Raw genomic sequence first — 26085 nt, forward strand, 5'->3', positions numbered from 1 at the left:
CAGCCTGGACGTCTCCCCATCTCCGAGACCTGAGGTTCGAGTGCAGTACGCCCACCTGGCCGTCGTGATGCCGGCCTACAACGAGGCCGAGGGCATCGCCGGCTTCATCGATGAGATCCGCGCCTCCGTCGGCCCGCTCGCCGAGCGCGTGACCTTCGTGATCGCGGACGACCGCTCGACCGACGGCACCGCGGCCGCACTCGCCGGCATCGCCGACGTGGACGTGCAGACGCAGCCGGTGAACCGCGGACACGGTCCCACTGCCCTCGCCGCCTACCGCGGGGGCCTCGCCCTCTCCCCCGACGCGATCGTGCACGTCGACGGCGACGGCCAGTTCCTCGGCGCCGAGATCGCGGCCGCCGTGCGCGCTCTCGCCGCCTCCGGTGCCGACGTGGTGCACGGCGTGCGCCACTCCCGCACCGACGCCTGGTACCGGCGGGTGCTGACCGCGTGCGTGCGCCTGCTCATCGCGACGTTCGTGGGCAGGGGCGTGCCCGACGTGAACACGCCCCTGCGCGTGTACCGCCCCGAGGCGCTGCGCCTTCTGGTGAATGCGGTGCCCTCCGACGCCCTCGTGCCGCACGTGCACTTCTCCCTCGCCGAGGTGCGAGCGAGGCTCGACGTCCGCTACCTGCGGGTGCGGAGCATCCCCCGGCGCGGCTCCTCGAGCACCGGCACGATGTGGGGCCGTGTCGCGCGACCCTCGCTGCCCCCGAGCAAACTGGTCCGCTTCGCGATGGACGCGCTGCGCGAGGCGTGGACGTGGTCCCTCCGTCCGGGCGCCCCGTTGCGGGCGCTGTCGCTCGAACGACCGGATCCGGTGCGCGCAGACGAGGGAACCGCATCCGCATGATCCGTCGCCTCACCGGAACCGGATTCTGGATCCTGCTCGCGCTGCTCGTCGTCGCGAATGCGATCGTGATGTGGCACAGCCTGACCGTGCTGCGGTTCTGGGAGGACGAGGCGTTCAACCTCACAGTGCCCCGCAATCTGCTCGCCGGGCTCGGCTACACCAGCGACGGCACCCTGTCCGGCTCCACCCTCACGCCCTTCGATCCCCGGATCTCGACCGGTCCCGTGGTGCTGATCCCGGTGGCCGGGATCCTCGCGCTCGGGGCGGATCCGGTGATCGGCGCCCGACTGGTCCCGCTCGCCTACTGGGTGCTCCTGGTCGTCGGCTGCGCGGTGATCGGGCGCCGCATCTCCGGGCGCTTCGGCGCACTGGTCGCCGCCGCCCTGCCTCTCGCGTTCAACACCGCCGAGAGCGTCTCCCCGATCCAGGGTCCCGCCGATCTGCTGGGCGAGACCGCTGCCGCCGCTCTCCTCGTATGGGCGCTGATCGTGCTCCCGCGCCGTGCATGGCTCGCGGGCCTGCTGCTCGGGCTCGCCATGCAGGCGAAGCTGATCGCGCTCTTGGCGCTCCCGGCGTTCGCCGTGGCGTTGTTCCTGTTGACGCCGGCGGCGCCGTTCCGGCGGCGCTTCACGGCGACCCTCCGCCGCTCGCTGCTTCCGCTCGCTCTGGCGGCCGCGCCGACGGTGCTGATGGAGCTCATCGCCCTCGTCTCCCTCGGCATCGGCGGGTACGCACGGCACGTGCGGGCGATGGGCGGCTTCCTGCTGAGCGGAGGCCAGCACATCGAGCCGACGACCGCGACGCAGAAGCTGGGCACGCTCGCCGGATCGTGGTTCGTCCCCTGGTGGCTGACCGTCGCCGCGGTCCTCCTGGCGGCAGCCGTCGTGATCGTGGCCGCCGTGCCGGTGCGGCACCAGCGCTCCGACACGAACCCCGGCTCCGCCCCGCGCTGGTGGGACCGCGACCCGCAGCTCCTCGCGTGGGGTTTCGGATCCGCCGTGGGTCTGCTCGCCTTCGTCGCGTGGTGGGCGCAGGCCTCGCACCTGCCACTGTGGGTGCGGCACCCCGCGGTGGGCGTCTTCGCCTTCGCCCCGGTCCTCGCCGCCGTCGCCGTGCGCGCGGCGGTCGCGCTGTGGCGGCGTCGCGGCCCCTCGAACTCGCAGGCGCCCGTACGGATCCTGTCCGTCGCGGCCCTCGCCCTGCTCGGCGGCGTCGTGGCGACAGGAGGCGTCAGCGACGCCGGCCGGGCACTGCGTGCGCCGGCCGCCGAGACGCTCGCCCAGCAGCGCGCCGCGGTCGCGCCCCTGGCCGCCTGGGTACGCGACAACGACGTGGAGTGGCTGGCCGCGGAACCCTGGGGCGGGCCCGTGTCCTCCGTGGTGCTGACCGGCGCGCACGTCGGCCTTTACGACGCGCCCGCGATGAGCCGCACGATGACCCTCGCGTACGGATCCTGCCGCACCGGATCCCCCCTGACCGCGGCCGGCGGCATGGTGATCTGCCCAGCGCCCTGACGCCCTCTTCGGGTCTGACCCTCTGGACCCTCGCCGCTGACGCCGCGGGGTCCTCCTGCTCGCTGGTCGCAGCGTGCGGCTTTCGGCACCGCAAGCCCGCAAAGGGCGACCACCGAGCAGGCGGAACGGTCCCCTGCGGCAACGACGAAGCCCGCCGTCCCACAAGGGGACGACGGGCTTCGAACGAGCGGACGGCCTTACTCGGCCTTCTCCTCCGCGGCGGCGTCAGCGGCGGTCTCGTCGGCGACGGGAGCCTCCTCGACGACCTCGGCCTCGGCGGCAGGGGTCTCGACGACCTCCTCCACGACCTCCTCGGCGGGGGCGGCCTTCTCCGCCTTGGCGGGCTTCGCGGCGGCCTTCTTCACCTTCGGGGCGACGGGCTCGAGCACGAGCTCGATCACGGCCATGGGCGCGTTGTCGCCCTTGCGGTTGCCGACCTTGGTGATGCGGGTGTAGCCGCCCTCACGCTCGGCGACCAGCGGCGCGATCTCGGCGAACAGCACGTGCGTCGCCTCCTTGTTGCGCAGCACGGACAGCACGCGACGACGCGCGTGCAGGTCGCCGCGCTTGCCGAAGGTGACGAGGCGCTCGGCCAGCGGACGCAGGCGCTTGGCCTTGGTCTCGGTGGTCTTGATCGACTTGTGCACGAACAGCTGGGCAGCCAGGTTCGCAAGCAGCAGACGCTCGTGTGCGGGGCCGCCTCCGAGGCGGGGACCCTTGGTGGGCTTGGGCATTGTTCTCTAGCTCCTGGATCGGAAAGGTTCGGGTCAGCTGGCCTCTGCCAGCCGGCAGAACGGGTGGGTCAGAAGGACTCGTCTTCGGAGCCGCCGTAGAAGTGGGCGCCGTCGAAACCGGGCACCGAGTCCTTCAGCGACAGGCCGAGCGAGACGAGCTTGTCGCGCACCTCGTCCACCGACTTCTGTCCGAAATTGCGGATGTTCATGAGCTGCGTCTCCGACAGGGCGACGAGCTCGGACACCGTGTTGATGCCTTCGCGCTTGAGGCAGTTGTACGAGCGGACGGACAGATCGAGGTCCTCGATCGGCATCGACAGCTCGTTCGAGAGGACGGCCTCGACCGGCGCGGGGCCGATCTCGATGCCCTCGGCCTCGACGTTCAGCTCGCGGGCGAGACCGAACAGCTCGGTCAGCGTGCGACCGGCCGAAGCGACGGCGTCGCGCGGGATGATCGAGTTCTTGGTCTCGACGTCCAGCACGAGCTTGTCGAAGTCGGTACGCTCGCCGGCGCGGGTGGCGTCGACGCGGTAGCTGACCTTCAGCACGGGCGAGTAGATCGAGTCGATCGGGATCTGGCCCGCCTCGGCGTACTCGCTGCGGTTCTGCGCCGCCGACACGTAGCCGCGGCCACGCTCGATGGTGAGCTCGAGCTCGAACTTGGCGGTGTCGTTGAGGGTCGCGATGACCAGCTCGGGGTTGTGCACCTCGACGCCGGCCGGAGCGGAGATGTCCGCCGCGGTGACCTCGCCGGCGCCCGTCTTGCGCAGGTAGGCGGTGATGGGCTCGTCGCGCTCAGAGGAGACGACCAGCTGCTTGATGTTGAGGATGATCTCGGTGACATCCTCCTTCACACCGGGAATGGTGCTGAACTCGTGGAGGACGCCGTCGATGCGGACGCTCGTGACGGCCGCGCCGGGGATCGACGAGAGCAGGCTGCGACGCAGCGCGTTGCCGATCGTGTAACCGAAACCGGGCTCGAGCGGCTCGATGACGAACCGGCTGCGGTTCTCGGAGATCTTTTCCTCGGTGAGAGTGGGACGCTGTGCGATGAGCACTGTGTGTTCCTTTCGATCACGTGCCCGCTATATGACACGTGTGGGTGAGGTCTTGAGTTATGGAAGAACGCGGGTGAGGATCCGGCCGCTGCCCTTCGATCGGCTCAGGGACCGATGGAAGTGAGGACCGGATCCACACGCCTGTCCTCGGGCCCTTCGACAAGCTCAGGGACCGAGGACAGAGAGCGTCAGACGCGGCGGCGCTTCGGCGGGCGGCAGCCGTTGTGCGCCTGCGGCGTCACATCCTGGATCGAGCCCACCTCGAGGCCGGCGGCCTGCAGCGAGCGGATCGCGGTCTCGCGGCCGGAGCCCGGACCCTTCACGAAGACGTCGACCTTCTTGACGCCGTGCTCCTGCGCCTGGCGGGCAGCGGACTCCGCGGCCATGCCGGCGGCGTACGGCGTCGACTTGCGCGAGCCCTTGAAGCCCACGCCACCGGACGAGGCCCAGCTGATGACAGCGCCGGACGGGTCGGTGATCGAGACGATGGTGTTGTTGAACGTCGACTTGATGTGGGCCTGGCCCAGCGCGATGTTCTTCTTCTCCTTGCGGCGCGGCTTGCGCGCGGCGGCCTTGGGTGCAGCCATGAAAGTGTTCTCCTATTCCCTGGCCGCTTAGCGGGCCTTCTTCTTGCCGGCGACGGTGCGCTTCGGGCCCTTGCGGGTACGCGCGTTGGTCTTGGTGCGCTGACCGCGGACCGGCAGGCCACGGCGGTGACGAAGGCCCTCGTAGGAGCCGATCTCGACCTTGCGGCGGATGTCGGCGGCGACCTCGCGGCGGAGGTCACCCTCCACCTTGTAGGTGCCTTCGATGTAGTCGCGGAGCGCGACGAGCTGGTCGTCGGAGAGGTCCTTGACGCGGATCGACTCGTCGATCTCGGTGGCTTTGAGGATCTCGACCGAACGGGTACGGCCGATGCCGTAGATGTACGTGAGGGCGATCACCACGCGCTTGTCGCGCGGGATGTCGACGCCGGCAAGACGTGCCATGCGGTAACTCCTGGAGTGTTGTGGAGGTGTGGAGCAGGATCGGTGCCCGGGCCTCCGCCCGAGGTGTCAGCTTCTCGCGGCCGCTGAGCCTGTCGAAGCGTCTGATCCTGCCTGTCAGATGTTGAGTTGTGAGATCGCGAGAGACCGGGCCGGGGCCCGAAGGCTCAGCCCTGGCGCTGCTTGTGGCGCGGGTTGCTCTTGCAGATCACCATGACGCGGCCGTGGCGGCGGATCACCTTGCAGTGGTCGCAGATCGGCTTGACGCTGGGGTTGACCTTCATGTTGCTTCCTTATCGCTGTCTTCACCGGGCAGGCGCGGACGCCTGGGGTGTTACTTCTCGACCGACCTAGCGGTAGCGGTAGACGATGCGACCGCGCGTGAGGTCGTAGGGCGAGAGCTCCACGACGACGCGATCCTCGGGGATGATGCGGATGTAGTTCTGCCGCATCTTTCCGGAGATCGTTGCAAGGACCTTGTGTCCGTTGGAGAGCTCAACGCGGAACATCGCGTTGGGCAGCGCCTCGGACACGACGCCCTCGATCTCGATGACACCGTCTTTCTTAGCCATAGCCTCGCTGACGCTTGTGCAGACCGGTCGATCTGCGGTGGTTGGGTGGTGTGGTGCCTGCGGATCCGGACACGCCGGACCAAGGCGCAAAGCACCAAAGATCTATGGTAGTCCGGATCCGCCGATCCGCAAAATGCGGCGGGATTACTTCTGGTCGACGATCTTCTGCAGCTTGGCGACGTCCGCCTGCTTGCTCGTGTCGAGACGCTCGCCGTTGATCTCGATCGTCGGCGTGCCCTTGATCTTGTGGGCGGAGGCCTGCGCGGTCGGGAACTTGAAGAACGTGTTCGCCTTGATCGTGGCCTCCGCCTTGTCGGCGCCGACCTGCTTCGCGTAGTCGATCAGCTGCTGGTCGGTGAGGCCTGGGGTGTTCTCGGTCGGCTGGTTCTCGAACAGGATGTTCAGGTAGTCGAGGAACTTGTCCGGGTTCTCCTGCGCGACCGCGTAGGCGGCGGACGCGGCGCGCGACGAGTAGTTGGTGCCCTGCGAGTAGCGGTCGAGGATCGCGATCGGGTGGTACTCGAGCGTGATCTTGTCCTCCTTCGCGAGCGCCTGCAGCTGCGAGCCGTACTGGGTCTCGAAGCTCTTGCAGATCGGGCACTGGAAGTCGACGTACAGGGCGACCTTGTCCTTGCCGCTGCCCGTGGTCACCGCTCCGGTCTCGGAGTTGACGATCGAGCTCTTGGGCGCGGGACCGGCGTCCGTGGCCTTGTTGTTCAGCCAGACGACGACGCCGACCAGTGCGATGAGCACGGCGACGACGGCAGCGGTGATTCCGATGGCGAACCCGTTGGTCCTGCCCTTGGCAGCGGCCATGTGTGTGTCTCCTTGTCCAGACCCGTCCGGCGGATCCGCTCAGCTAGGTCTTCCCATTGTGCCGCGAGAAGCCTTTGAGGTCCGTGGGAGACGGATCCGCGGCTCAGGCGAGGGGCGCGGGAGTGATGCCGAAGGGCGCGAGGCCCGCCGCTCCCCCGTCGGCCGCCGTGAGCACCCAGATGCCGCCGTCGTGCAGAGCGACGCTGTGCTCCCAGTGCGATCCGTCGGATCCGTCCGTCGTGGTGACGGTCCAGTCGTCGTCCTCGACGTAGGTCTTGTCCGATCCCGCGGTGACCATGGGCTCGATCGCGAGCACGAGACCCGGGCGCACCTCGGCGCCGCGGTCGGGCGTGCGGTAGTTGAACAGGCTCGGCGCCTCGTGCATCTTGCGGCCGATGCCGTGGCCGACGTACTCGCGCAGGATCCCGTAGGGCTTGCCGGAGACGACGGAGGGCCCCGCGGCGAGGATGTGGTCCTCGATCGCCGCACTGATGTCGCCGAGATGCGAGGCCGACGCCATGGCGGCGATTCCCGCCCACATCGACCCCTCGGTCACCTCCGACAGCGTCCGCCGTGCGTCCTCGACCTGAGTGTCGGTCGAGCCCGGCACGATGACCGTGATCGCGCTGTCGCCGTTCCACCCGTGGTACTGCGCGCCGCAGTCGATCGAGACGATGTCACCGGGCTCCAGCACGCGGGATCCGGGGATCCCGTGCACGACCTGGTCGTTGACCGAGATGCAGGTGGTGTGCCGGTAGCCCCGCACGAGCTTGAAGTTCGACTCCGCTCCGCGGTCGGCGATCACGCGGTCGGCGATCGCGTCGAGCTCGCCGGTCGTGATGCCGGGACGCACGGCCTCGCGCACGGCGGCGAGGGCTGCGGCCGTGATGAGCCCGGGCTCGACCATCGCCTCGAGCTGGGCGCGGCTCTTGTAGATGGAGCGGCGGAACGCCACGTCAGACCGCAGCCGTGCGCACGAGACCGCGCAGCGCCAGCGCCGCGAAGATGCGCTCAGTGATCTCGTCGAGGCTGCCGACGCCGTCGATCGTGTCGACGATGCCGCGCGCTCCGTAGGCGTCGAGGATCGGGGCTGTCTGCGCCTCATAGATGTCGAGGCGGTGCGCGATGGCCTCGGGGGTGTCGTCGGTGCGACCCTGCTCCGTGGCGCGCAGCGTGAGGCGGGCGATGCTCTCCTCGCGCGGCACGTCGAGCAGGATCACCGCGTCGAGGGCGGCGCCCTGCTCCCCCAGGAAGCCATCCAGGTCCGAGACCTGCGCCGCGTTGCGCGGGTAGCCGTCCAGCAGGAAGCCCGAGGCGGCGTCCGGCTGCGACAGGCGGTCGCGCACGAGCGCCCCGGTCAGCTCGTCCGACACCAGGTCGCCGGCGTCGAGGATGGCCGTGACCTGCTTGCCGAGGGGCGTGCCCTCCTTGATGTTGGCGCGGAAGATGTCACCGGTCGAGACGACGGGGATGTCGTAGGCCGCGGCGATCCGCACTCCCTGCGTGCCCTTGCCGGAGCCCTGCGGGCCCACGATCAGCAGGCGTGCGGTGGAAGTTGCGGATGCCGTCATCGTAGGAGCCCTTCGTAGTGTCGCTGCTGCAGCTGCGCGTCGATCTGCTTGACCGTCTCCAGGCCGACGCCGACGATGATCAGGATCGAGGCGCCGCCGAACGGGAAGTTCTGATTCGCGCCGACCGTGGCCAGGGCGATCAGCGGGATGAGCGCGATCAGACCGAGGTAGAGCGATCCGGGAAGTGTGATGCGCGTGAGCACGTAGTCGAGGTACTCGGCCGTCGGGCGACCCGCACGGATGCCCGGGATGAAGCCGCCGTACTTCTTCATGTTGTCGGCGACCTCGGTCGGGTTGAAGGTGATCGCGACGTAGAAGTACGTGAAGCCGATGATCAGCAGGAAGTACACGACCATGTAGAGCGGGTGGTCGCCCTTGACGAAGTACGTCATGATCCAGGTCGCCCATGCCGGCGGCGTCTTGCCGTTCTGCGGGATGTTGAACTGCGCGATCAGCATCGGGATGTACAGCAGCGACGAGGCGAAGATAACCGGGATCACGCCCGCCATGTTCACCTTGATCGGGATGTAGGTGTTGGTTCCGCCGTAGGTGCGGCGGCCGACCATCCGCTTGGCGTACTGCACCGGAATCCTGCGCTGGGACTGCTCGATGAAGACGACGAGCGTCATCACGAGGATTCCGATGAGGAGCACGAGAAGGAAGACCTCGAAGCCCTTCGTCTGCCAGATCGCCCACATGGCACCGGGGAAGGTCGCGGCGATCGAGGTGAAGATGAGCAGCGACATACCGTTGCCGATGCCCTTCTCGGTGACGAGCTCGGCGAACCACATGATCAGGCCCGTGCCGGCCGTCAGCGTCACGATGAGCAGCAGCTGCGCCCACCACACGTCGTTGGTCAGCAGCTGGTTGCAGGCGGCCACGCCGGTCTGCCCGAACAGCTGGCCCGTGCGGGCGACGGTGACGAGGGTCGTGGACTGCAGCAGCGCGAGGGCGATCGTCACGTAGCGCGTGTACTGCGTGAGCTTGGCCTGGCCGGCCTGGCCCTCCTTGTGCAGCGCCTCGAAGTGCGGGATGACCACGCGCAGCAGCTGCGTGATGATCGAGGCCGTGATGTACGGCATGACGCCGAGCGCGAAGATGGAGAGCTTCAGCAGCGCGCCGCCGGAGAAGAGGTTGACGAGCCCGAGCAGGCCCTCGGTGCCGCTGTTCTGAGCGAGGCACTCGGAGACGTTCGGGAAGCTCACGAACGGAGCGGGCACGGTGGATCCGAGGCGGTAGATCGCGATGATCGCGATCGTGAAGCCGATCTTGCGACGAAGATCCGGCGTGCGGAAGATCCGCGCGATGGCGCTGAACAAAAGCTTGCCTTCCTGAAAAGGGATGACGCCCGACGAGGGACAGTCAATTACCCAGGGTAACGCAAGAGGGGCCGGAGAAATCTCCGGCCCCTCTCGACGCGTGTTACTTGACGGATCCGCCGGCGGCGACGATCTTCTGCTCCGCGGAGCTCGAGACCTTGTCGACCGACACGGTCAGCGCCACGGCGATGTCGCCGTTGCCCAGGACCTTGACCTTCTCGTTCTTGCGAACCGCGCCCTTGGCCACGAGGTCGGCGACGGTGACGTCCCCGCCCTTCGGGTAGAGCTCGGCGAGCTTCTCCAGGTTCACGACCTGGTACTCCACGCGGAACGGGTTCTTGAAGCCGCGCAGCTTCGGGGTGCGCATGTGCAGCGGCATCTGCCCACCCTCGAAACCGACGCGAACGGTGTTGCGGGCCTTGGTGCCCTTGGTGCCGCGACCAGCGGTCTTGCCCTTGGAGCCCTCACCGCGACCCACGCGGGTCTTGGCGGTGTTGGCGCCGGGGACCGGACGCAGGTGGTGCACCTTCAGGACGCCGGGACGGGAGACCGTGGTCTCCTCGGCCTTCTTGGCGGCCGGCTTCTTGGCGGCGGTCTTGGTGGCCGCTTCCTTCTTCTCAGCCATTAGTCGATCTCCTCAACCTTGACGAGGTGAGCGACCGCGCGGACGTAGCCGCGGGTCTGGGCATCGTCGGGACGGACGACCGAGTCGCCGATCCGCTTGAGGCCGAGCGAACGCAGCGTGTCGCGCTGGTTCTGCTTCTCGCTCACCTTGGACTTGACCTGCGTGACCTTGAGGCGCGCAGCCATCAGGCACCTGCCTTCTGCGCAGCGATGGCGTCAGCCTCTGCGCGGACGAGACGCGCCGGGGCGACCTGGTCGAACTCGAGGCCACGACGCGCGGCGACCGCACGGGGCTCCTCGAGCTGCTTCAGGGCCTCCACCGTCGCGTGCACGATGTTGATCGTGTTCGACGAGCCGAGCGACTTCGACAGCACGTCGTGGATACCGGCGCACTCGAGCACGGCGCGGACGGGACCACCGGCGATAACACCGGTACCGGCCGCAGCCGGACGCAGCAGCACGACGCCGGCAGCGGCCTCGCCCTGCACCGGGTGCGGGATGGTGCTCGCGGAGCGCGGCACGCGGAAGAAGTTGCGCTTGGCCTCCTCGACACCCTTCGAGATGGCGAGGGGGACCTCGCGGGCCTTGCCGTAGCCGACGCCCACGAGACCGTTGCCGTCACCCACCACGACGAGCGCGGTGAAGCTGAAACGACGGCCGCCCTTGACGACCTTCGACACGCGGTTGATGGTCACCACGCGCTCGAGGAACTGGTTGTCCCCACGGTCGCGGGAGTTGCGGTCACGACCGCCCTGGCCGCGGTCGCGGCCACCACGGCCGCCGCGGCGCTCGTCGCGCTGCGGAGCCTCGGAACCGGCCGCGTTCTCGGCGGCAGGAGCCGTCTCGGTCACTTCGTTCTCCTTGATGTCACTCACAGTGCCAGCCCCCCTTCACGGGCGCCATCGGCGATGGCCGCGACGCGACCGGCGTACCGGTTGCCACCACGGTCGAACACGGCCTCCGAGACACCGGCGGCCTTCGCGCGCTCGGCGACGAGCTCGCCGACCTTGCGGGCCTTGGCGGTCTTGTCACCGTCGAACGCACGCAGGTCGGTCTCGAGGGTGGAGGCGCTGGCCACGGTGTGGCCCTTGCTGTCGTCGACCAGCTGCACGAAGACGTGGCGGGCCGAACGGGTGACGACCAGGCGCGGACGCGCCTCGGTGCCCTGGATCTTCTTGCGAAGGCGGGCGTGACGACGCGAGCGGGCGTCGGACTTCGTCTTGATAGCCATGGTTACTTACCACTCTTTCCGGCCTTGCGACGCACGACCTCGCCGGCGTAACGCACACCCTTGCCCTTGTACGGCTCGGGCTTGCGGATCTTGCGGATGTTCGCAGCCGCCTCGCCGACGGCCTGCTTGCTGATGCCGCTGACGGTGAGCTTGTTGGTGCCCTCGACCGTCAGGGTGATACCGGCGGGCGGGTCGATCAGGACCGGGTGCGAGAAGCCGAGGGCGAACTCGACCGAGCTGCCCTTCTGCTGCACGCGGTAACCGGTGCCGACGACCTCGAGGCCCTTGGAGTAGCCCTGGGTCACGCCGATGATGTCATTGCTGATGAGGGTGCGGGTCAGACCGTGCAGCGAACGCGAAGCGCGCTCGTCGTCCGGACGGGTGACGAGAACCTGGTTCTCCTCGACCGACACCTCGATGGGGGAGGCCACGGTGAGCGAGAGCTCGCCCTTCGGCCCCTTCACCGTCACCGCACGACCGTCGACCGAAACGGTCACGCCCGCGGGGATCTCGATGGGAAGTCGTCCAATACGCGACATTTCAGATCACCACACGTAGGCGAGAACTTCTCCGCCCACGCCCTTCTGCTCTGCCTGGCGGTCCGTGAGGAGCCCCGAGGAGGTGGACAGGATCGCGACGCCGAGGCCGCCGAGGACCTTGGGCAGCTCGGTCGACTTCGCGTAGACGCGGAGACCGGGCTTGGACACCCGCTTGATGCCGGCGATCGACCGCTCGCGGTTCGGGCCGTACTTCAGCGCGATCGTGAGGTTCTTGCCGACACGGGCGTCGGAGACCTCCCAACCGGCGATGTAGCCCTCCTGCTGGAGGATCTCGGCGATGTGGGTCTTCAGCTTGCTCGACGGCAGGGTCACGGAGTCGTGGTGCGCCGAGTTCGCGTTGCGCAGACGGGTCAGCAGATCTGCGACCGGGTCTGTCATCGTCATAGTTGTCTTCTTTCGTTCATGAGGTTCCGGCTGCCGTTACACGGCAGACGGCCTGCGATGAGCACGCAATTTTCAATTGTACGTCACCGCGGACTGCCGCGCAGACCGCAGAACGATCGTTGAGCGAGGCGGCGGAGCCGCGGAGCCGAAACGGTCTGAAGACCGGATCCCGAGGAAACCCCGGGACCCGGTCTTCAGAACATGACTTACGCCTGGGCGTCGTTCGACTTGAACGGGAAGCCGAGGTGGCGCAGGAGCGCGCGGCCCTCGTCGTCGTTCTTCGCCGTGGTGACGACCGTGATGTCGAAGCCGCGGACGCGGTCGATCTTGTCCTGATCGATCTCGTGGAACACGCTCTGCTCCGTGAGACCGAAGGTGTAGTTGCCGTTGCCGTCGAACTGCTTGTCCGAGAGACCGCGGAAGTCGCGGATACGGGGCAGTGCGAGGTTCACGAGGCGGTCCACGAACTCCCAGGCGCGGTCACCGCGGAGGGTGACGTGCGCGCCGATGGGCTGACCCTCGCGCAGCTTGAACTGCGCGATGGACTTGCGGGCCTTCGTGACGATCGGCTTCTGGCCGGTGATCTTGGTGAGGTCGTCGACCGCACCATCGATCACCTTGGAGTCGCGAGCCGCCTCACCGACACCGGTGTTGACGACGACCTTGACCAGGCCGGGGATCTGCATGACGTTCTCGTAGCCGAACTCGTCCTGCAGAGCCTTCTTGATCTCGTTGTTGTACTTCGCCTTCAGGCGGGGCTGCACCTTGACAGCGCCCGCGGCGTCAGCAGCCGCCATCAGAGGTCCTTACCGCTCTTCTTCGCGTAGCGCACGCGGACCGTGCGCTTCACGCCGTCCTTGACCTGCTCCTCGACGCGGTGACCGACCTTGGTCGGCTTCTTCGTCTCGGGGTCGACCAGGGCGACGTTCGAGATGTGGATGGGGGCCTCGATGGTCTCGATGCCGCCCGTCTTGGTGCCGCGCTGGGTCTGACCGACGCGGGTGTGCTTGGTGGCGTAGTTCACGCCCTCCACGATCACGCGGTTCTGCTCGACGAGGACCTCGAGGACCTTGCCCTGCTTGCCGCGGTCGCCGCCCTTTTCCTGCTTGCGGCCGGAGATGACCTGGACCAGGTCACCCTTCTTGATGTTCGCCATGAGTTACAGCACCTCCGGGGCGAGCGAGACGATCTTCATGAACTTCTTGTCACGGAGCTCACGGCCGACCGGACCGAAGATGCGGGTGCCGCGGGGCTCCCCGTCGTTCTTCAGGATCACGGCGGCGTTCTCGTCGAACTTGATGTACGAGCCGTCGGGACGGCGGGTCTGCTTGACGGTGCGGACGATGACGGCCTTGACGACGTCACCCTTCTTCACGTTCCCACCGGGGATCGCGTCCTTCACCGTGGCGACGATGATGTCGCCCAGGCCCGCGTAGCGGCGGCTGGAGCCGCCGAGCACGCGGATGGTGAGCAGCTCCTTGGCGCCGGTGTTGTCGGCGACCTTGAGTCGGGACTCGGTCTGGATCACTTTGCCTTCTCCAGGATCTCCACCAGACGCCAGCGCTTGGTGGCGCTCAGCGGGCGGGTCTCGTTGATGAGAACGAGGTCGCCGATGCCGGCGGTGTTGTTCTCGTCGTGCGCCTTGACCTTCGTCGTACGACGGATGACCTTGCCGTACAGCGGGTGCTTCACGCGGTCCTCGACCTCGACGACGATGGTCTTGTCCATCTTGTCGCTGACGACGTAGCCGCGGCGCGACTTGCGGTAGCCACGGGCGTCGGCGTCGCGCACGTCGTGCGAGACGACCTCGGCCTCGGCGGCAGCAGCCTTCTTCTCAGCCATTACTCGGCCTCCTCCTTCGGCGCTTCAGCCTCGTCGGCCTTCTTCGCCTTTGCCTTGGACGCCTTCTTGGCCGGAGCCTCGACCGGAGCCGGCGTCGCACGGATACCCAGCTCACGCTCACGGATCACGGTGTAGAGGCGCGCGATGTCGCGCTTCACAGCGCGAATGCGGCCGTGGCTCTCCAGCTGGCCGGTGGCCGACTGGAAACGGAGGTTGAACAGCTCCTCCTTGGCCTTGCGCAGCTCCTCGACGAGGCGCTGGTCTTCGAACGTGTCGAGCTCGGTCACACCGAGCTCCTTGGTGCCGATCGCCATTACGCGTCGCCCTCCTCGCGCTTGATGATGCGTGCCTTGAGCGGCAGCTTGTGGATTGCCCGCTGCAGTGCCTCACGGGCGAGCTGCTCGTTGACACCGGCGACCTCGAAGAGGACGCGGCCGGGCTTGACGTTGGCGACCCACCACTCGGGGGAACCCTTACCGGAACCCATGCGGGTCTCGGCGGGCTTCTTCGTGAGCGGACGGTCGGGGTAGATGTTGATCCACACCTTTCCACCACGCTTGATGTGACGGGTCATCGCGATACGAGCGGACTCGATCTGGCGGTTGGTCACGTAAGCGGGGGTGAGGGCCTGGATGCCGAACTCGCCGAAGGAGACCTTCGTGCCGCCGGTGGCCGCACCATCACGCTTGGGGTGATGCTGCTTGCGGTACTTGACCTTACGAGGGATAAGCATCAGGCAGACGCTCCTTCTGCGACGGGAGCCTCGTTGCGCGGGCCACGGCGACGGTCGCCACGGTCGTCACGACGGGACTTCGGTGCGTTGGCCTGCTCGCGAGCAAGCTCCTTGTTGGTGAGGTCGCCCTTGTAGATCCAGACCTTCACGCCGATGCGGCCGAAGGTGGTCTTGGCCTCGTAGAAGCCGTAGTCGATGTTCGCGCGCAGCGTGTGCAGCGGCACACGACCCTCGCGGTAGAACTCCGACCGGCTCATCTCCGCGCCGCCGAGGCGGCCCGAGACCTGGATCCGGATACCCTTGGCGCCGGCGCGCTGGGCACCCTGGAGGCCCTTGCGCATGGCGCGACGGAAGGCCACGCGAGCAGAGAGCTGCTCGGCGATGCCCTGGGCGACGAGCTGAGCGTCGGCCTCGGGGTTCTTCACCTCGAGGATGTTCAGCTGGATCTGCTTGCCCGTGAGCTTCTCGAGGTCGCCACGGATGCGCTCCGCCTCGGCGCCGCGGCGGCCGATGACGATGCCCGGACGAGCGGTGTGGATGTCCACACGCACGCGGTCGCGGGTGCGCTCGATCTCGATGTTGCTCACGCCGGCGCGGTCGAGCTGCGTCTGGAGGAGCTTGCGGATCTTGATGTCCTCGGCGACGTAGTCGGCGTAGCGCTGACCCGGCTTGGTCGAGTCAGAGAACCACCGGGACACGTGGTCCGTGGTGATGCCGAGGCGGAAGCCGTACGGGTTTACCTTCTGTCCCATTACTTGCTCGCCTTCTTCTCGTTGGCCGGTCCCTGAGACTCTCGAAGGGCAGGGGTGGCCAGCACGACCGTGATGTGGCTCGTGCGCTTCTTGATCTGGAACGCGCGGCCCTGGGCGCGGGGCTGGAAACGCTTGAGCGTCGTCCCCTCGTCCACGAAGGCGTTCTTGACGTACAGGTCCTGCTCATCGAGGAACTCGCCGTCGCGATCGGCCTTCACCTGAGCGTTGGCGATGGCGGAGTGCACGAGCTTGTAGATCGGCTCGGAGGCGCTCTGCTGCGCGAACTTCAGGATGGCGAGGGCTTCCTGCGCCTGCTTGCCCTTGATGAGGGCGACGACACGACGAGCCTTCTGCGGGGTCACGCGGATGTGCTTCACGCGTGCGATGGATTCGACCATTAGCGGCGCCGCCCCTTCTTGTCGTCCTTCTCGTGGCCGCGGAAGGTGCGGGTGGGCGCGAACTCGCCCAGCTTGTGACCGACCATGGTCTCGGACACGAACACGGGGATGTGCTTGCGTCCGTCGTGCACGGCGATGGTGTGTCCCAGCATGGCGGGGATGATCATCGACCGACGCGACCAGGTCTTGATGACGTTCTTCGTGCCGGCTTCGTTCTGACCGATCACCTTGCGAAGCAGGTGCTCGTCGACGAAGGGGCCCTTCTTAAGACTGCGAGGCATCTTCTCTTACTCCTACTTGCGCTTCTTGCCAGCGTTACGGCGACGCACGATGTACTTGTCGCTTTCCTTGTTGGCGTGACGGGTGCGACCCTCAGCCTGGCCCCAGGGGGTGACGGGGTGACGACCACCGGACGTCTTGCCCTCACCACCACCGTGCGGGTGGTCGACCGGGTTCATCGCGACACCGCGGACGGTCGGGCGAACGCCCTTCCAGCGCTTGCGGCCGGCCTTACCCCAGTTGATGTTGGACTGCTCGGCGTTGCCGACCTCGCCGATCGTCGCACGGCAGCGCGCGTCAACGTTGCGGATCTCGCCCGAGGGCATGCGCAGCTGCGCGTAGGGGCCGTCCTTCGCGACCAGGCGCACGGAGACGCCGGCCGAGCGGGCGATCTTCGCGCCGCCGCCGGGGCGGAGCTCGATCGCGTGGATGACGGTACCCGTCGGGATGTTCTTCAGCGGCAGGTTGTTGCCCGGCTTGATGTCCGCGGCAGCACCCGACTCGATGACGTCGCCCTGCTTCAGCTTGTTCGGCGCGAGGATGTAGCGCTTCTCGCCGTCGAAGTAGTGCAGCAGCGCGATGCGCGCGGTGCGGTTGGGGTCGTACTCGATGTGAGCGACCTTGGCGTTGACGCCGTCCTTGTCATTGCGACGGAAGTCGATGACGCGGTACTGGCGCTTGTGGCCACCACCGATGTGACGGGTCGTGATGCGGCCCTGGTTGTTGCGGCCACCGGTCTTGCTGAGCGGGCGCAGCAGCGACTTCTCCGGCGTCGATCGGGTGATCTCGGCGAAGTCGGCCACCGACGAGCCGCGGCGACCCGGGGTCGTGGGCTTGTACTTGCGAATAGCCATGTTCTGTCCTTATCCCCCGGTCAGTTCACTGCCGTGAAGATGTCGATGGTGCCCGACTTCAGGGCGACGATGGCGCGCTTGGTGTCCTTGCGCTTGCCGGTGCCGAAGCGGGTGCGACGAGCCTTGCCGACGCGGTTGATCGTGTTGACGCTCGCGACCTTGACGTCGAAGATCTTCTCGATGGCGAGCTTGATCTCGGTCTTGGAGGCGCGGGGGTCCACCAGGAAGGTGTACTTGCCCTCGTCGATCAGGCCGTAGCTCTTCTCGGAGACGACCGGCTTCAGGATGATGTCGCGCGGGTCCTTGTTGGCAGCCGCGGCGAGGATGTTGTCGCTCATGCGGAGACCTCCTCGGTTGCGCCGGACTTCAGCGCGACGAACGCGTCGAAGGCCGCCTTGGTGAAGACGATGTCGTCGGAGTTGACCACGTCGTAGGCGTTGAGCTGGTCGAAGTACAGCACGTGCACGTCGGCCAGGTTGCGGACGCTCAGGGCGTTGGTGTCGTCGCCGCGGTCGATGACCACGAGGACCTTCTTGCCCGGGAGCGCCTTCAGATAGGCGGCAGCCGTCTTGGTGGACGGCTTGCCCTCGATGCCGAAGGACTCGACGACGTGCAGGCGCTCACCGCGGAAGCGGTCGCTCAGCGCACCGGTGAGGGCGGCGGCGATCATCTTCTTGGGGGTGCGCTGCGAGTAGTCGCGCGGCTTCGGGCCGTGGACGATGCCACCGCCGGTCATGTGCGGCGCGCGGATGGAGCCCTGGCGGGCGTTACCCGTGCCCTTCTGCTTGAAGGGCTTGCGACCGGCACCGGAGACCTCACCGCGACGCTTGGTCGAGTGGGTGCCCTGGCGTGCCGCGGCGAGCTGCGCGACGACGACCTGGTGGATCAGCGGAACGTTGGTCTTGGCGTCGAAGATCGCGGCGGGGGCGTCGACCGTACCGGTCTTCTTGCCGCCGGCGAACACGTCGAGCGTCAGAGTGGTGTCAGCCATGGGACTCAGGCACCCTTCACTGCGTTGCGGACGTAGACGATGCGACCGCGAGCACCGGGGACGGCGCCCTTGACGAGCAGCAGACCCTTCTCGGCGTCGACGGCGTGCACCGTGAGGTTGAGGACGGTCACGCGCTCGCCACCCATACGACCGGCCATGCGCATGCCCTTGAAGACACGGCTCGGGGTCGAGGAAGCACCGATGGAACCGGGCTTGCGGTGGTTGCGGTGCGCACCGTGCGAAGCGGAGACGCCCTTGAAGTTGTGGCGCTTCATGACACCGGCGAAGCCCTTGCCCTTGCTGGTGCCGACGACGTCGACCAGCTGGCCGGCCTCGAAGGTGCCCTCAACGGTGAGCTCCTGGCCGAGCGTGTAGTCGCCGGCGTCCGCGGTGCGGATCTCGGTGACGTGGCGGCGCGGGGTGACCCCGGCGGCCTCGAAGTGCTTGGCGAGGGGCTGCGTGACCTTGCGCGGGTCGATCTGACCGGCCGCGATCTGCACGGCGTTGTAGCCGTCCTTCTCGGGGGTGCGGATCTGGGTGACCACGTTCGGGGCCAGCTCGATCACGGTGACCGGGATCAGCTTGCCGTTCTCGTTCCAGACCTGGGTCATGCCGAGCTTGGTGCCGAGCAGGCCCTTGGAAATCTTTGCGTTGATGTCGACCATCGTGATCCCCTTACAGCTTGATCTCGATGTTGACGTCAGCAGGAAGGTCGAGACGCATGAGCGAGTCAACGGCCTTCGGCGTCGGGTCGACGATGTCGATCAGACGCTTGTGGGTGCGCATCTCGAAGTGCTCGCGGCTGTCCTTGTACTTGTGGGGCGACCGGATGACGCACACGACGTTCTTCTCGGTCGGAAGCGGCACCGGGCCGACGACGGTCGCGCCCGCACGGGTCACGGTGTCGACGATCTTGCGGGCCGACGTGTCGATGACCTCGTGGTCATACGACTTCAGGCGAATGCGGATCTTCTGTCCCGCCATTGTCTGCTCTCTCTCATTAAGCGTCGTACCTGCCCGGACCGGGTGATCCGGGGGCATTGGACGCGCGACGGCGCGTTCTGCGCCTTCGCACTCCTCCTCCTTGCTCGTGTCGCGGATCCGAGGATCCACTCCGCGAGCCTGTCGAAGGGGCGCACCACTGTTCTGCTGTCAGCCCGGAGCCTCGCGACTCGCGGAAGCCGACCCCCGCACATGACGGGGCCTCGGTGAGGAGGTGTCGGTTGTGTGTTCTGCTGCCCGCGGCCCAGATCCCTGCAGCCGCTTCCCGGAGGAAGGGCGCCGTCTGTGCACTGCCCTGGCAGTGATCCGGCGCACGTCGGAACGCACGCCGGAATGTGGAACCTCAATAGTCTACGTGCAGCCCGGGCGTGTCGCAAACTCGGGCGTGTCGTCGACGGCGTGTACGGCGTGTCGCGGGCGGCGCCGCCCGGCCCCTTCGCTCACCGGTCGCCATTTGCGGTTCTCCAGCGCCCGAACCCGCAATCCGCGACCAGCGAGGCGGCGCTGCCGCGGGGCTCCTCCCATCCCCCCTGTTCGCTGGTCGCCGTTTGCGGGTCAGGGGGCGCCAAAACCGCAATCCGCGACCAAGGAGCCGTGAGACATCTCCTACACAGGGATACCGTCGATCTCGTTGTGCACGGTTCCCGCGATCGGCCCTCGGGGGTGGAGCGGTGGGACGCATCCTGGCTGACATGCGCTACCCGGATCCACTCCCCTCCTCCCTCGGAGACGCCTTCACGCGGGCCGAAGGGCTCGCCGCGGGCCTGCCCGCCTCACGATTGCGGGGCTCGGATCTCGTGACTCCGTTCCCCGGCATCCGAACGACCGCTCGAGCGTACGAGGACATGGACGACGGGGATCCGTTCACCGATCCGATCGCCGAGTCGGTGCGGCGTCTGTCGCACGCCTATGCGCTCTGCCTGCCGCCGGGCGTTCACCTCAGCCGCTCCACGGCTGCCGCACGCTACCGGATCCCCCTCCCGACGCACGCCTTCCCGATGCGAGGAAGCCCCTCACTCCCCGTGGGCGAACGCGTGCTGATCGAGGCCACGATGCCCGCACCCGGCCGCGCACCCCGAGGACCCCGCGTGCGTGGACACCAGACTCTCGCATCGTTGGAGCCGGTGACGCTGCTCGACGGTATTCCGATCTCCACGCCCGCAGCCACGTGGGCGTCTCTCGCAGACCGCCTCGGCATCGATGCGCTCGTGGCGGTCGGCGACGCGATCGTGCGGATCCCGCGGATCGCCGGACCGTTCGGGCGAGTGCTCCACGCACCGTTGGCCACATTCGAGGATCTCGACGCGGTGATCCGCGCCGGTCGCCGGATCGGGATCCGGAAGCTCAGGGAGGCGCGCACGCTGATCCGCATCGGGTCGGCGTCACCCCAGGAGACCGCGTTGCGGCTCGCACTCACCACCGGCACGGGCCTGCCCGCACCGGCCCTTGACGTCGACGTCTCCTCCCGCGGCGAGTTCCTCGGCTGCAGCGAGATCGCCTACCCCGACCATCAGGTCGCGGTCGAGTACGAGGGCGACTACCACCGCACCGACCGTCGACGATGGGCGAAGGACATCGACAAGTATCAGGCGTACACCGCCGCGGGCTGGCGAGTGGTCCGGATCACCGCCGAGCACCTGCGCCGCCCCGGCGAACCCGCACGCCGCGTGCGCGAGGCGCTGCGCCAGGCGGGACGGACTCTATGAGCCACAGAACCGGCTACCAGTTTGCGGTCGTCACGGTGGGCGTCACCGTGACGAATTGTGTTCCAGACAGGGTCCGGGTGCCGCCGATCGTGATCGGGAAATCCCCATTGCCGATCGAGCCCGACCCGTTGAGCCGGAAGCTCAGGCTGCTGGTCGAGCCCGCGGACGTGCTGCCCGTGAAGGTGAAGACGTAGGTGACCGTGTCGCCCGATGAACTGGCGCTGGTGAAACTCCATCCCGCCCCCGAGACGACCGTGGCCGCTGTCGGTCCGCTGCCGATCAGAACGTGCTTGTTCGGCTTCTGCTGAACGCTGAAGGTCAGCGTCGCGTTCGTCACCGCTGCCACCCCAGCCGGCGGAGTGAATGAGGCGGCGCCTGCAAGGTAGGCGCTGGTGTGCGTACCCGCGTTGAGGGTGGCGCTCATGCCGCTGAACGGCACGATCGGCGCGCCGAAGTCGATGCCCTTGGAGATCTGGCAGGCGCCCTTGGTCCACACGGCGCTTCCCGTGTAGCCGCCGGTGAAAGAGCCTCCGAACGAGACGGTCGTGCCGGTGGCTCCGGTGATCTCCAGCTGGACGTTGCCGTTGGCCAGGTTGGTGCGCGTGATGGTGGTGCCGGACGTGGTCTGCGCCGGCACCGTGATGCTGGGCCCACCCGCCTTCGGCACCAGGGTGATCACGAGCGACCACCCCGTCAGCGGCTGGGCGCTCCCGGCCTTGTTGACGCCGAAGGTCGCGGTGTAGTTCGACCCCGTGGCGACGAACCCCGCCCCGCCGACGCTGAAGTCGGCGCAGCCGCTCGCCGCATAGGCCGGCACGGCCACCGCCGCGGCCAGCACCGGCACGCTCCAGGCCGCACCCCTGAGCACGGCTCGACGGCCGATCCCCGCGTTCTCGGTCATGATGTCTCCCAGATGGCTTCCGCCTACATCGAGCTCGACCGCATCCGGTCCCATCCGGATGCGAGCTCAGCGCCCCAGCGCTTGGTGTCCCGCCCTCATGACAGCGCATCGTCACCGGGCCCCGAACGCCATCCGGCGCGAAACGACGCGTGCGGACGCAGAGGTGTCGCGTTCGGCACGACTCCCACGGCGGCCTCGGCCGAACGCAGGGCGTCAGCCGGCGAAACGCACACCCATGCGCACCACCGACGGCGCGGGCAGCCCCTCGCGCACCATCGCCCTGGCCAGCGGCGAACCGCCGGAGAATCCGACGCGGTGCGCGATCTCGTCGATGCTGGACGTCCCGGTCGGATCCTCGCTGAGCAGCCTCACCGCGGCATCGAGGCGCGCGTGCCGCACCTCCCGCGCGATCGTCGTGCCCTGAGCGTGGAACTGCCTCTCCAACTGACGGACCGAGAGGTTCACCGCCTCGGCGATGCGCCGCGAGCTGAGCGCCGGATCGGCGTGCATCCGCAGGATCACCGAGAGGGCACGCCGCATCGGGTTCGGCGCCTCCTGCACCGCCTCGACGGTCAGCAGGCGAGCGACCATGTCGCGGATGAGCAGCTCGATATGCGGATGGGGAACGCCCATCGCCTCACGGTCGACCGCGAGCACGACCTCGGCGGCGAAGGCGATGACGCCGCTGAGCAGAGTCTCCCCACCTGCCGCGACCCGCACCCCCGGAGACACCGTCTCTCCCGGCGGCAGGGCGAGCGTGATCGAGACGAGGTCGCTGGGGCGCAGTACCGCCGCCATCGCGGAGCTGTCGGACATCAGCAGAGCCCCGTTCTGCGTGATCTCGAACGGGGACGATCCGCCCCGGACGGCCACGCGACCCCTTCGCACGCCATGCACGGAGAGCATCCCGGCCCCCGCCGTGAGCGAAAGCACGCCCCCGGTCGCCCTCGTCGAGCGGATCCGGATGTCCCCGAAGGTGCGCTCCACGACCTGCGTAGCCGGCCCGGTCGACACGGCGGTCATCGCTCCGCCTCGGCGAGCACCTCGTGGAGAGGCGCCGCGTCCGGGTTCGCGGACACGTATCCCGCGTTCTTGCCGACGTAGCCGCCGCCGTAGTAGCCGTAGCCTGCACGATCCATGCCCTTGACCGGGATCCGGTTGATCACGATCCCCAGTGCCACTGCCCCGGCCTTGGCGAGGTTCGACAGCGCCTTGCCCAGCTCGTCGATGTGCGTGCGCCCCGCCCGCACCACCACGATGGCGCCATCAGCTTGGTTCGCCAGAATCGCCCCATCGGTCACGGGCAGCAGCGGCGGCGCGTCCACCAGCACGATCGCGTGCTCGCTGAGCTCGCGCAGCAGGTCCCGCATCACCTGTGTGCCGACGAGCTCGCTCGGGTTCGGAGGGACCGTGCCCGACGTCAGCAGATAGAGGTTGCGATGCCACGCGGTGCGCTGCAGGACCTGGCCGATCTGCGCACTGCCGACGAGCACATCGGTGAGGCCCGCCGCCCCGCTCACCCCGAAGCTCTCCGCGACGGTCGGCCGACGCAGATCTCCGTCGACGAGCACCACCCGTCGTCCGGATTCGGCGATCGCCAGCGCGAGGTTGGCCACGACGGTGGACTTGCCGTCGCCGGGCACGGGGCTGGTCAGGACGATGACGCGCGGCGGGTCGTCCACATGCAGGAACTGGATGTTCGTCCGCAGCTCGCGCAGCGCCTCGGCCAGTCGCAGATGCTCGTTGTGCTCGTGCGCTCGAGGTGCTGATCAGGCGACGACCGGCGCCGGCGAGGACGTCGTCGACCGGAAGGGTCCCGACCACGGACACGTCGTAGGTGCTCTCCACCGCGGCGGCGGAGCGGATCCGCTTGTCGACCGTGCTGCGCACCAGCGCCCATGCGATGCCGAGCGCGAGTCCGATGAGCGCGCCGAGGAGAAGGTTCAGCCTCAGGTTCGGCGAACTCGGCGCACTGGGCAGGACCGCGGTGTCGCCGGGGACGAGCGCGACCACCGCGGCACCGGCCGGATCGCCCTCCGCCGGCGCGGCGGCTCCGCCCTCAGTCAGCACCTGCCCGCTCTCGAGCTTCTGGACCTCGACGGCGAGGGCGCGGATCCAGGCGTTCGCCAGATCCTGCGCCTGCTGCGGCGTCGCCGCCTGGGCCGTGATCCGCAGCGTCACGGTGTCGAGCGGCACGGATGCCGAGATCTGGTTGACGAGCGTCTGCGGAGTGGTCTTGAGATCGAGCTGGCCGATCACCGCCTGCGCGATCGTGCGGTTCTTGGCGATCTCGACGTAGGACTTCGCGCGCGACTTCGCGTAGGCGTCTCCGAGCGAGGCGATGCCCGTGGATCCGCCGCTCTGCGAGACGACGAACCCGCTCGCGTCCGCGGTGTACACCTTCGGCATCAGCGCGCTCACCCCGAACGCGACGGCCAGCCCCAGACCGATGCTCAGCGCGATCGCGGCCCAGTGCCGACGTACGAGACGCCCATAGTCTTCGAGATTCACATCTGCTCCCCAGCAGCATCAGACAAACCCGCTCGTCCTCCCACAGGACAGTCGCAGTATATCGAGCACGACGAAGGGCGGGGAGCCCGTGCTCCCCGCCCTTCGCGAGATGTCAGTGCGACGTGTCAGGCGTCACTCGTTGCCGACCTGCTTGTCGAGGTTGTCGCGCACCCCGTCGATCTGCTCGGCGGCGCCGGGAGCGACCTTCTTGGCGAGATCCGCAGCGCCACCCAGAACGGTGTCGCTGATGCCTTCGGCCTGCTCGCTGTGCAGCAGCTCCTCGACCTTGTCCTTGTTCTCCTCGAAGAACTCCTTGCCCTTGTTCACCGCGTCGTTGATGGCGTCACCGAGACCCATGGGGTTTCCCTCCCTAGATCGAGCCGACTGTCGGCCCGCACGTCGCCATTCTGCCGCTCAGGGCCCCGGAACGGAACCCTTGGCGCACCACGTGTCGGCAGATGAAGCAGCATCGACGTGGGGCGGATTTCCCGCCCCCGAACGCCGCCGACAACGACACAGGGGCCGGGCCCGAAGGCCCGACCCCTGTGCGCAGAAGCAGATGCTTACTTGATGACCTTGGTCACCGTGCCGGCGCCGACGGTGCGGCCACCCTCACGGATCGCGAAGCCGAGGCCCTCTTCCATGGCGATCGGCTGGATGAGGTCGACCTTCATGTCCGTGGTGTCACCGGGCATGACCATCTCGGTGCCCTCGGGCAGCGTGATGACGCCGGTCACGTCCGTGGTACGGAAGTAGAACTGCGGACGGTAGTTCGTGTAGAAGGGGTTGTGGCGGCCACCCTCGTCCTTGGACAGGATGTACGCGGTGCCCTCGAACTCGGTGTGCGGGGTGATCGAACCCGGCTTCACGACGACCTGGCCGCGCTCGACGTCCTCGCGCTTGGTGCCACGGAGGAGAAGACCGCAGTTCTCGCCGGCCCACGCCTCGTCGAGCTGCTTGTGGAACATCTCGATACCCGTGACCGTGGTCTTCTGCGTCGGGCGGATGCCGACGATCTCGACCTCGGAGTTGATGGCGAGGGTGCCACGCTCGGCGCGACCGGTGACGACCGTGCCACGACCGGTGATCGTGAAGACGTCCTCGATCGGCATCAGGAACGGCTTGTCCTTGTCGCGCACCGGGTCCGGGATGGACTCGTCGACAGCCTCCATGAGCTCGACGATCGACTGCACCCACTTCTCGTCGCCCTCGAGAGCCTTGAGGCCCGAGACGCGCACGACGGGGGCGTTGTCGCCATCGAAGTCCTGCGACGACAGCAGCTCGCGGACCTCGAGCTCGACGAGCTCCAGGATCTCCTCGTCGTCGACCATGTCGCTCTTGTTCAGCGCGACGAGCAGGTACGGCACGCCGACCTGCTTGGCGAGCAGCACGTGCTCACGGGTCTGAGCCATCGGGCCGTCGGTGGCGGCGACCACGAGGATCGCGCCGTCCATCTGAGCCGCACCGGTGATCATGTTCTTGATGTAGTCGGCGTGACCGGGCGCGTCGACGTGAGCGTAGTGACGCTTCGGGGTCTCGTACTCGACGTGCGAGATGTTGATCGTGATACCGCGCTGACGCTCCTCAGGAGCGGAGTCGATCGACGCGAAGTCGCGCTGAACGTTGGTGGCCGACGGGAACTTGTCGGCGAGCACCTTCGAGATCGCAGCGGTGAGCGTGGTCTTGCCGTGGTCGACGTGACCGATCGTTCCGATGTTCACGTGCGGCTTGGTCCGCTCGAACTTGGCCTTAGCCACTGGGTCCTCCTCAGGACGTCATGTAGGGGCACCGGGCACTGGATTGTGACCGCTTTCCTACGGGTTTGATTCTCAGTTTAGTAGAGAGACGATGTGAAGTTGTCTGAGTGCCTGACGGGCTCCGGGCGGAGCCCGCC

Annotated in this window: 39 protein-coding genes and 1 pseudogene; 4 read left to right on the forward strand and 36 right to left on the reverse strand. The window is 67.8% G+C overall.

Going from position 1 to position 26085, the window contains the following annotated elements:
- Positions 1-40 precede the first annotated feature (40 nt).
- A complete protein-coding gene (locus NFX31_RS13715; protein ID WP_045249901.1) occupies positions 41-853 on the forward strand; it encodes a glycosyltransferase family 2 protein in 813 nt (270 codons plus the stop codon).
- Positions 850-2367: a hypothetical protein gene (locus tag NFX31_RS13720; RefSeq protein WP_262955977.1), complete on the forward strand. Its 1518-nt coding sequence runs from the start codon at positions 850-852 to the stop codon at positions 2365-2367. The genes NFX31_RS13715 and NFX31_RS13720 overlap by 4 nt, the downstream gene beginning before the upstream one ends.
- 197 nt (positions 2368-2564) lie before the next feature.
- Here the strand turns inward: NFX31_RS13720 and rplQ are convergent, their stop codons facing one another.
- The 30 genes from rplQ to rpsJ all read right to left on the reverse strand — a co-directional run bounded on the left by rplQ (position 2565) and on the right by rpsJ (position 19055).
- Entirely contained in the window at positions 2565-3101 is a 537-nt protein-coding gene (gene rplQ, locus NFX31_RS13725) for a 50S ribosomal protein L17 (RefSeq protein WP_045249903.1), read from the reverse strand.
- Between the two features lie 68 nt (positions 3102-3169).
- A complete protein-coding gene (locus tag NFX31_RS13730; protein WP_045249904.1) occupies positions 3170-4159 on the reverse strand; it encodes a DNA-directed RNA polymerase subunit alpha in 990 nt (329 codons plus the stop codon).
- Positions 4160-4347: 188 nt separating this feature from the next.
- Positions 4348-4746 carry a 30S ribosomal protein S11 gene (rpsK, locus tag NFX31_RS13735; RefSeq protein WP_045249905.1) on the reverse strand — a complete coding sequence of 133 codons (399 nt, stop codon included), beginning with the start codon at positions 4744-4746 and terminating at the stop codon, positions 4348-4350.
- Between the two features lie 27 nt (positions 4747-4773).
- Positions 4774-5148 carry a 30S ribosomal protein S13 gene (gene rpsM / locus NFX31_RS13740; protein WP_045249906.1) on the reverse strand — a complete coding sequence of 125 codons (375 nt, stop codon included), beginning with the start codon at positions 5146-5148 and terminating at the stop codon, positions 4774-4776.
- Between the two features lie 164 nt (positions 5149-5312).
- Entirely contained in the window at positions 5313-5429 is a 117-nt protein-coding gene (gene rpmJ, locus NFX31_RS13745) for a 50S ribosomal protein L36 (protein ID WP_005050492.1), read from the reverse strand.
- Positions 5430-5495: 66 nt separating this feature from the next.
- Positions 5496-5717 (reverse strand): translation initiation factor IF-1, encoded by a 222-nt coding sequence (gene infA, locus NFX31_RS13750; protein WP_018171468.1) that lies wholly within the window; start codon positions 5715-5717, stop codon positions 5496-5498.
- A gap of 144 nt (positions 5718-5861) precedes the next feature.
- Positions 5862-6533 (reverse strand): DsbA family protein, encoded by a 672-nt coding sequence (locus tag NFX31_RS13755; RefSeq protein ID WP_045249907.1) that lies wholly within the window; start codon positions 6531-6533, stop codon positions 5862-5864.
- Between the two features lie 103 nt (positions 6534-6636).
- Positions 6637-7488: a type I methionyl aminopeptidase gene (gene map / locus NFX31_RS13760; RefSeq protein ID WP_082072165.1), complete on the reverse strand. Its 852-nt coding sequence runs from the start codon at positions 7486-7488 to the stop codon at positions 6637-6639.
- Between the two features lies 1 nt (position 7489).
- Complete coding sequence (locus NFX31_RS13765; RefSeq protein WP_045249908.1) at positions 7490-8104, reverse strand: adenylate kinase; 615 nt, start codon at positions 8102-8104, stop codon at positions 7490-7492.
- The gene (secY, locus tag NFX31_RS13770; protein ID WP_045249909.1) at positions 8101-9423 is read right to left on the reverse strand and encodes a preprotein translocase subunit SecY; all 1323 of its coding nucleotides are present in this window, start codon (positions 9421-9423) and stop codon (positions 8101-8103) included. Before secY ends, NFX31_RS13765 begins: the two co-directional genes overlap by 4 nt.
- A gap of 103 nt (positions 9424-9526) precedes the next feature.
- Complete coding sequence (gene rplO, locus NFX31_RS13775; protein ID WP_082072167.1) at positions 9527-10048, reverse strand: 50S ribosomal protein L15; 522 nt, start codon at positions 10046-10048, stop codon at positions 9527-9529.
- Positions 10048-10233 (reverse strand): 50S ribosomal protein L30, encoded by a 186-nt coding sequence (rpmD, locus tag NFX31_RS13780; RefSeq protein ID WP_045249910.1) that lies wholly within the window; start codon positions 10231-10233, stop codon positions 10048-10050. Before rpmD ends, rplO begins: the two co-directional genes overlap by 1 nt.
- Positions 10233-10922: a 30S ribosomal protein S5 gene (gene rpsE, locus NFX31_RS13785; protein WP_045249911.1), complete on the reverse strand. Its 690-nt coding sequence runs from the start codon at positions 10920-10922 to the stop codon at positions 10233-10235. The genes rpmD and rpsE overlap by 1 nt, the downstream gene beginning before the upstream one ends.
- Positions 10919-11278 carry a 50S ribosomal protein L18 gene (gene rplR, locus NFX31_RS13790; RefSeq protein WP_045249912.1) on the reverse strand — a complete coding sequence of 120 codons (360 nt, stop codon included), beginning with the start codon at positions 11276-11278 and terminating at the stop codon, positions 10919-10921. Before rplR ends, rpsE begins: the two co-directional genes overlap by 4 nt.
- 2 nt (positions 11279-11280) lie before the next feature.
- The gene (gene rplF / locus NFX31_RS13795) at positions 11281-11817 is read right to left on the reverse strand and encodes a 50S ribosomal protein L6 (protein WP_045249913.1); all 537 of its coding nucleotides are present in this window, start codon (positions 11815-11817) and stop codon (positions 11281-11283) included.
- A gap of 6 nt (positions 11818-11823) precedes the next feature.
- Entirely contained in the window at positions 11824-12222 is a 399-nt protein-coding gene (gene rpsH / locus NFX31_RS13800) for a 30S ribosomal protein S8 (protein WP_045249914.1), read from the reverse strand.
- Positions 12223-12428: 206 nt separating this feature from the next.
- On the reverse strand, positions 12429-13019 hold the full coding sequence (rplE, locus tag NFX31_RS13805) for a 50S ribosomal protein L5 (RefSeq protein ID WP_045249915.1): 591 nt from the start codon (positions 13017-13019) through the stop codon (positions 12429-12431).
- The gene (rplX, locus tag NFX31_RS13810) at positions 13019-13378 is read right to left on the reverse strand and encodes a 50S ribosomal protein L24 (protein ID WP_045249916.1); all 360 of its coding nucleotides are present in this window, start codon (positions 13376-13378) and stop codon (positions 13019-13021) included. The genes rplE and rplX overlap by 1 nt, the downstream gene beginning before the upstream one ends.
- Positions 13379-13381: 3 nt before the next feature.
- On the reverse strand, positions 13382-13750 hold the full coding sequence (gene rplN, locus NFX31_RS13815) for a 50S ribosomal protein L14 (RefSeq protein ID WP_045249917.1): 369 nt from the start codon (positions 13748-13750) through the stop codon (positions 13382-13384).
- Positions 13747-14064, reverse strand: coding sequence for a 30S ribosomal protein S17 (gene rpsQ / locus NFX31_RS13820; RefSeq protein ID WP_052674221.1), 318 nt, complete (start codon positions 14062-14064; stop codon positions 13747-13749). The genes rplN and rpsQ overlap by 4 nt, the downstream gene beginning before the upstream one ends.
- Positions 14064-14378 (reverse strand): 50S ribosomal protein L29, encoded by a 315-nt coding sequence (gene rpmC, locus NFX31_RS13825; protein ID WP_045249918.1) that lies wholly within the window; start codon positions 14376-14378, stop codon positions 14064-14066. The genes rpsQ and rpmC overlap by 1 nt, the downstream gene beginning before the upstream one ends.
- Positions 14378-14797, reverse strand: a complete 420-nt coding sequence (rplP, locus tag NFX31_RS13830; RefSeq protein ID WP_045249919.1) for a 50S ribosomal protein L16 — start codon at positions 14795-14797, stop codon at positions 14378-14380. The genes rpmC and rplP overlap by 1 nt, the downstream gene beginning before the upstream one ends.
- Positions 14797-15549, reverse strand: a complete 753-nt coding sequence (gene rpsC / locus NFX31_RS13835) for a 30S ribosomal protein S3 (protein ID WP_045249920.1) — start codon at positions 15547-15549, stop codon at positions 14797-14799. The genes rplP and rpsC overlap by 1 nt, the downstream gene beginning before the upstream one ends.
- Positions 15549-15947 (reverse strand): 50S ribosomal protein L22, encoded by a 399-nt coding sequence (gene rplV, locus NFX31_RS13840; protein WP_045249921.1) that lies wholly within the window; start codon positions 15945-15947, stop codon positions 15549-15551. The genes rpsC and rplV overlap by 1 nt, the downstream gene beginning before the upstream one ends.
- A complete protein-coding gene (rpsS, locus tag NFX31_RS13845) occupies positions 15947-16228 on the reverse strand; it encodes a 30S ribosomal protein S19 (protein WP_045249922.1) in 282 nt (93 codons plus the stop codon). Before rpsS ends, rplV begins: the two co-directional genes overlap by 1 nt.
- A 12-nt stretch (positions 16229-16240) precedes the next feature.
- A complete protein-coding gene (gene rplB, locus NFX31_RS13850; RefSeq protein ID WP_045249923.1) occupies positions 16241-17080 on the reverse strand; it encodes a 50S ribosomal protein L2 in 840 nt (279 codons plus the stop codon).
- A 20-nt stretch (positions 17081-17100) separates the two neighbouring features.
- Positions 17101-17418 carry a 50S ribosomal protein L23 gene (rplW, locus tag NFX31_RS13855; protein WP_045249924.1) on the reverse strand — a complete coding sequence of 106 codons (318 nt, stop codon included), beginning with the start codon at positions 17416-17418 and terminating at the stop codon, positions 17101-17103.
- Positions 17415-18071 (reverse strand): 50S ribosomal protein L4, encoded by a 657-nt coding sequence (gene rplD / locus NFX31_RS13860; protein WP_045249925.1) that lies wholly within the window; start codon positions 18069-18071, stop codon positions 17415-17417. The genes rplW and rplD overlap by 4 nt, the downstream gene beginning before the upstream one ends.
- 5 nt (positions 18072-18076) lie before the next feature.
- Entirely contained in the window at positions 18077-18736 is a 660-nt protein-coding gene (gene rplC, locus NFX31_RS13865; protein ID WP_045249926.1) for a 50S ribosomal protein L3, read from the reverse strand.
- Positions 18737-18746: 10 nt separating this feature from the next.
- Positions 18747-19055: a 30S ribosomal protein S10 gene (rpsJ, locus tag NFX31_RS13870; protein WP_017201594.1), complete on the reverse strand. Its 309-nt coding sequence runs from the start codon at positions 19053-19055 to the stop codon at positions 18747-18749.
- Positions 19056-19918: 863 nt separating this feature from the next.
- Here rpsJ and NFX31_RS13875 point away from each other — a divergent pair.
- Entirely contained in the window at positions 19919-20779 is an 861-nt protein-coding gene (locus NFX31_RS13875) for a hypothetical protein (RefSeq protein ID WP_262955978.1), read from the forward strand.
- Positions 20780-20792: 13 nt separating this feature from the next.
- Here the strand turns inward: NFX31_RS13875 and NFX31_RS13880 are convergent, their stop codons facing one another.
- From NFX31_RS13880 to NFX31_RS13890, 3 genes are all read right to left on the reverse strand, one after another.
- On the reverse strand, positions 20793-21680 hold the full coding sequence (locus NFX31_RS13880) for a hypothetical protein (RefSeq protein ID WP_262955979.1): 888 nt from the start codon (positions 21678-21680) through the stop codon (positions 20793-20795).
- A 213-nt stretch (positions 21681-21893) separates the two neighbouring features.
- The gene (locus tag NFX31_RS13885) at positions 21894-22703 is read right to left on the reverse strand and encodes a helix-turn-helix domain-containing protein (RefSeq protein WP_262955980.1); all 810 of its coding nucleotides are present in this window, start codon (positions 22701-22703) and stop codon (positions 21894-21896) included.
- A complete protein-coding gene (locus NFX31_RS13890) occupies positions 22700-23362 on the reverse strand; it encodes a CpsD/CapB family tyrosine-protein kinase (RefSeq protein WP_420847413.1) in 663 nt (220 codons plus the stop codon). The genes NFX31_RS13885 and NFX31_RS13890 overlap by 4 nt, the downstream gene beginning before the upstream one ends.
- Before the next feature lie 155 nt (positions 23363-23517).
- On the opposite strand from NFX31_RS13890, the gene NFX31_RS13895 reads away from it, so the two are divergent.
- Positions 23518-23979, forward strand: coding sequence for a hypothetical protein (locus tag NFX31_RS13895; RefSeq protein WP_262955981.1), 462 nt, complete (start codon positions 23518-23520; stop codon positions 23977-23979).
- 8 nt (positions 23980-23987) lie between these two features.
- On the opposite strand, the pseudogene NFX31_RS17520 reads toward NFX31_RS13895, so the two are convergent.
- The 3 genes and pseudogenes from NFX31_RS17520 to tuf all read right to left on the reverse strand — a co-directional run.
- Positions 23988-24191: pseudogene (locus NFX31_RS17520) on the reverse strand (hypothetical protein); the annotation flags it as partial.
- Between the two features lie 132 nt (positions 24192-24323).
- A complete protein-coding gene (locus tag NFX31_RS13900; protein WP_045249928.1) occupies positions 24324-24548 on the reverse strand; it encodes a hypothetical protein in 225 nt (74 codons plus the stop codon).
- A gap of 206 nt (positions 24549-24754) precedes the next feature.
- Positions 24755-25948: an elongation factor Tu gene (gene tuf, locus NFX31_RS13905; RefSeq protein ID WP_045249929.1), complete on the reverse strand. Its 1194-nt coding sequence runs from the start codon at positions 25946-25948 to the stop codon at positions 24755-24757.
- Between the last annotated feature and the right edge of the window lie 137 nt (positions 25949-26085).

Origin of the sequence: Microbacterium azadirachtae, assembly GCF_025583665.1 — a bacterium.
Taxonomy (GTDB): Bacteria; Actinomycetota; Actinomycetes; order Actinomycetales; family Microbacteriaceae; genus Microbacterium; species Microbacterium azadirachtae.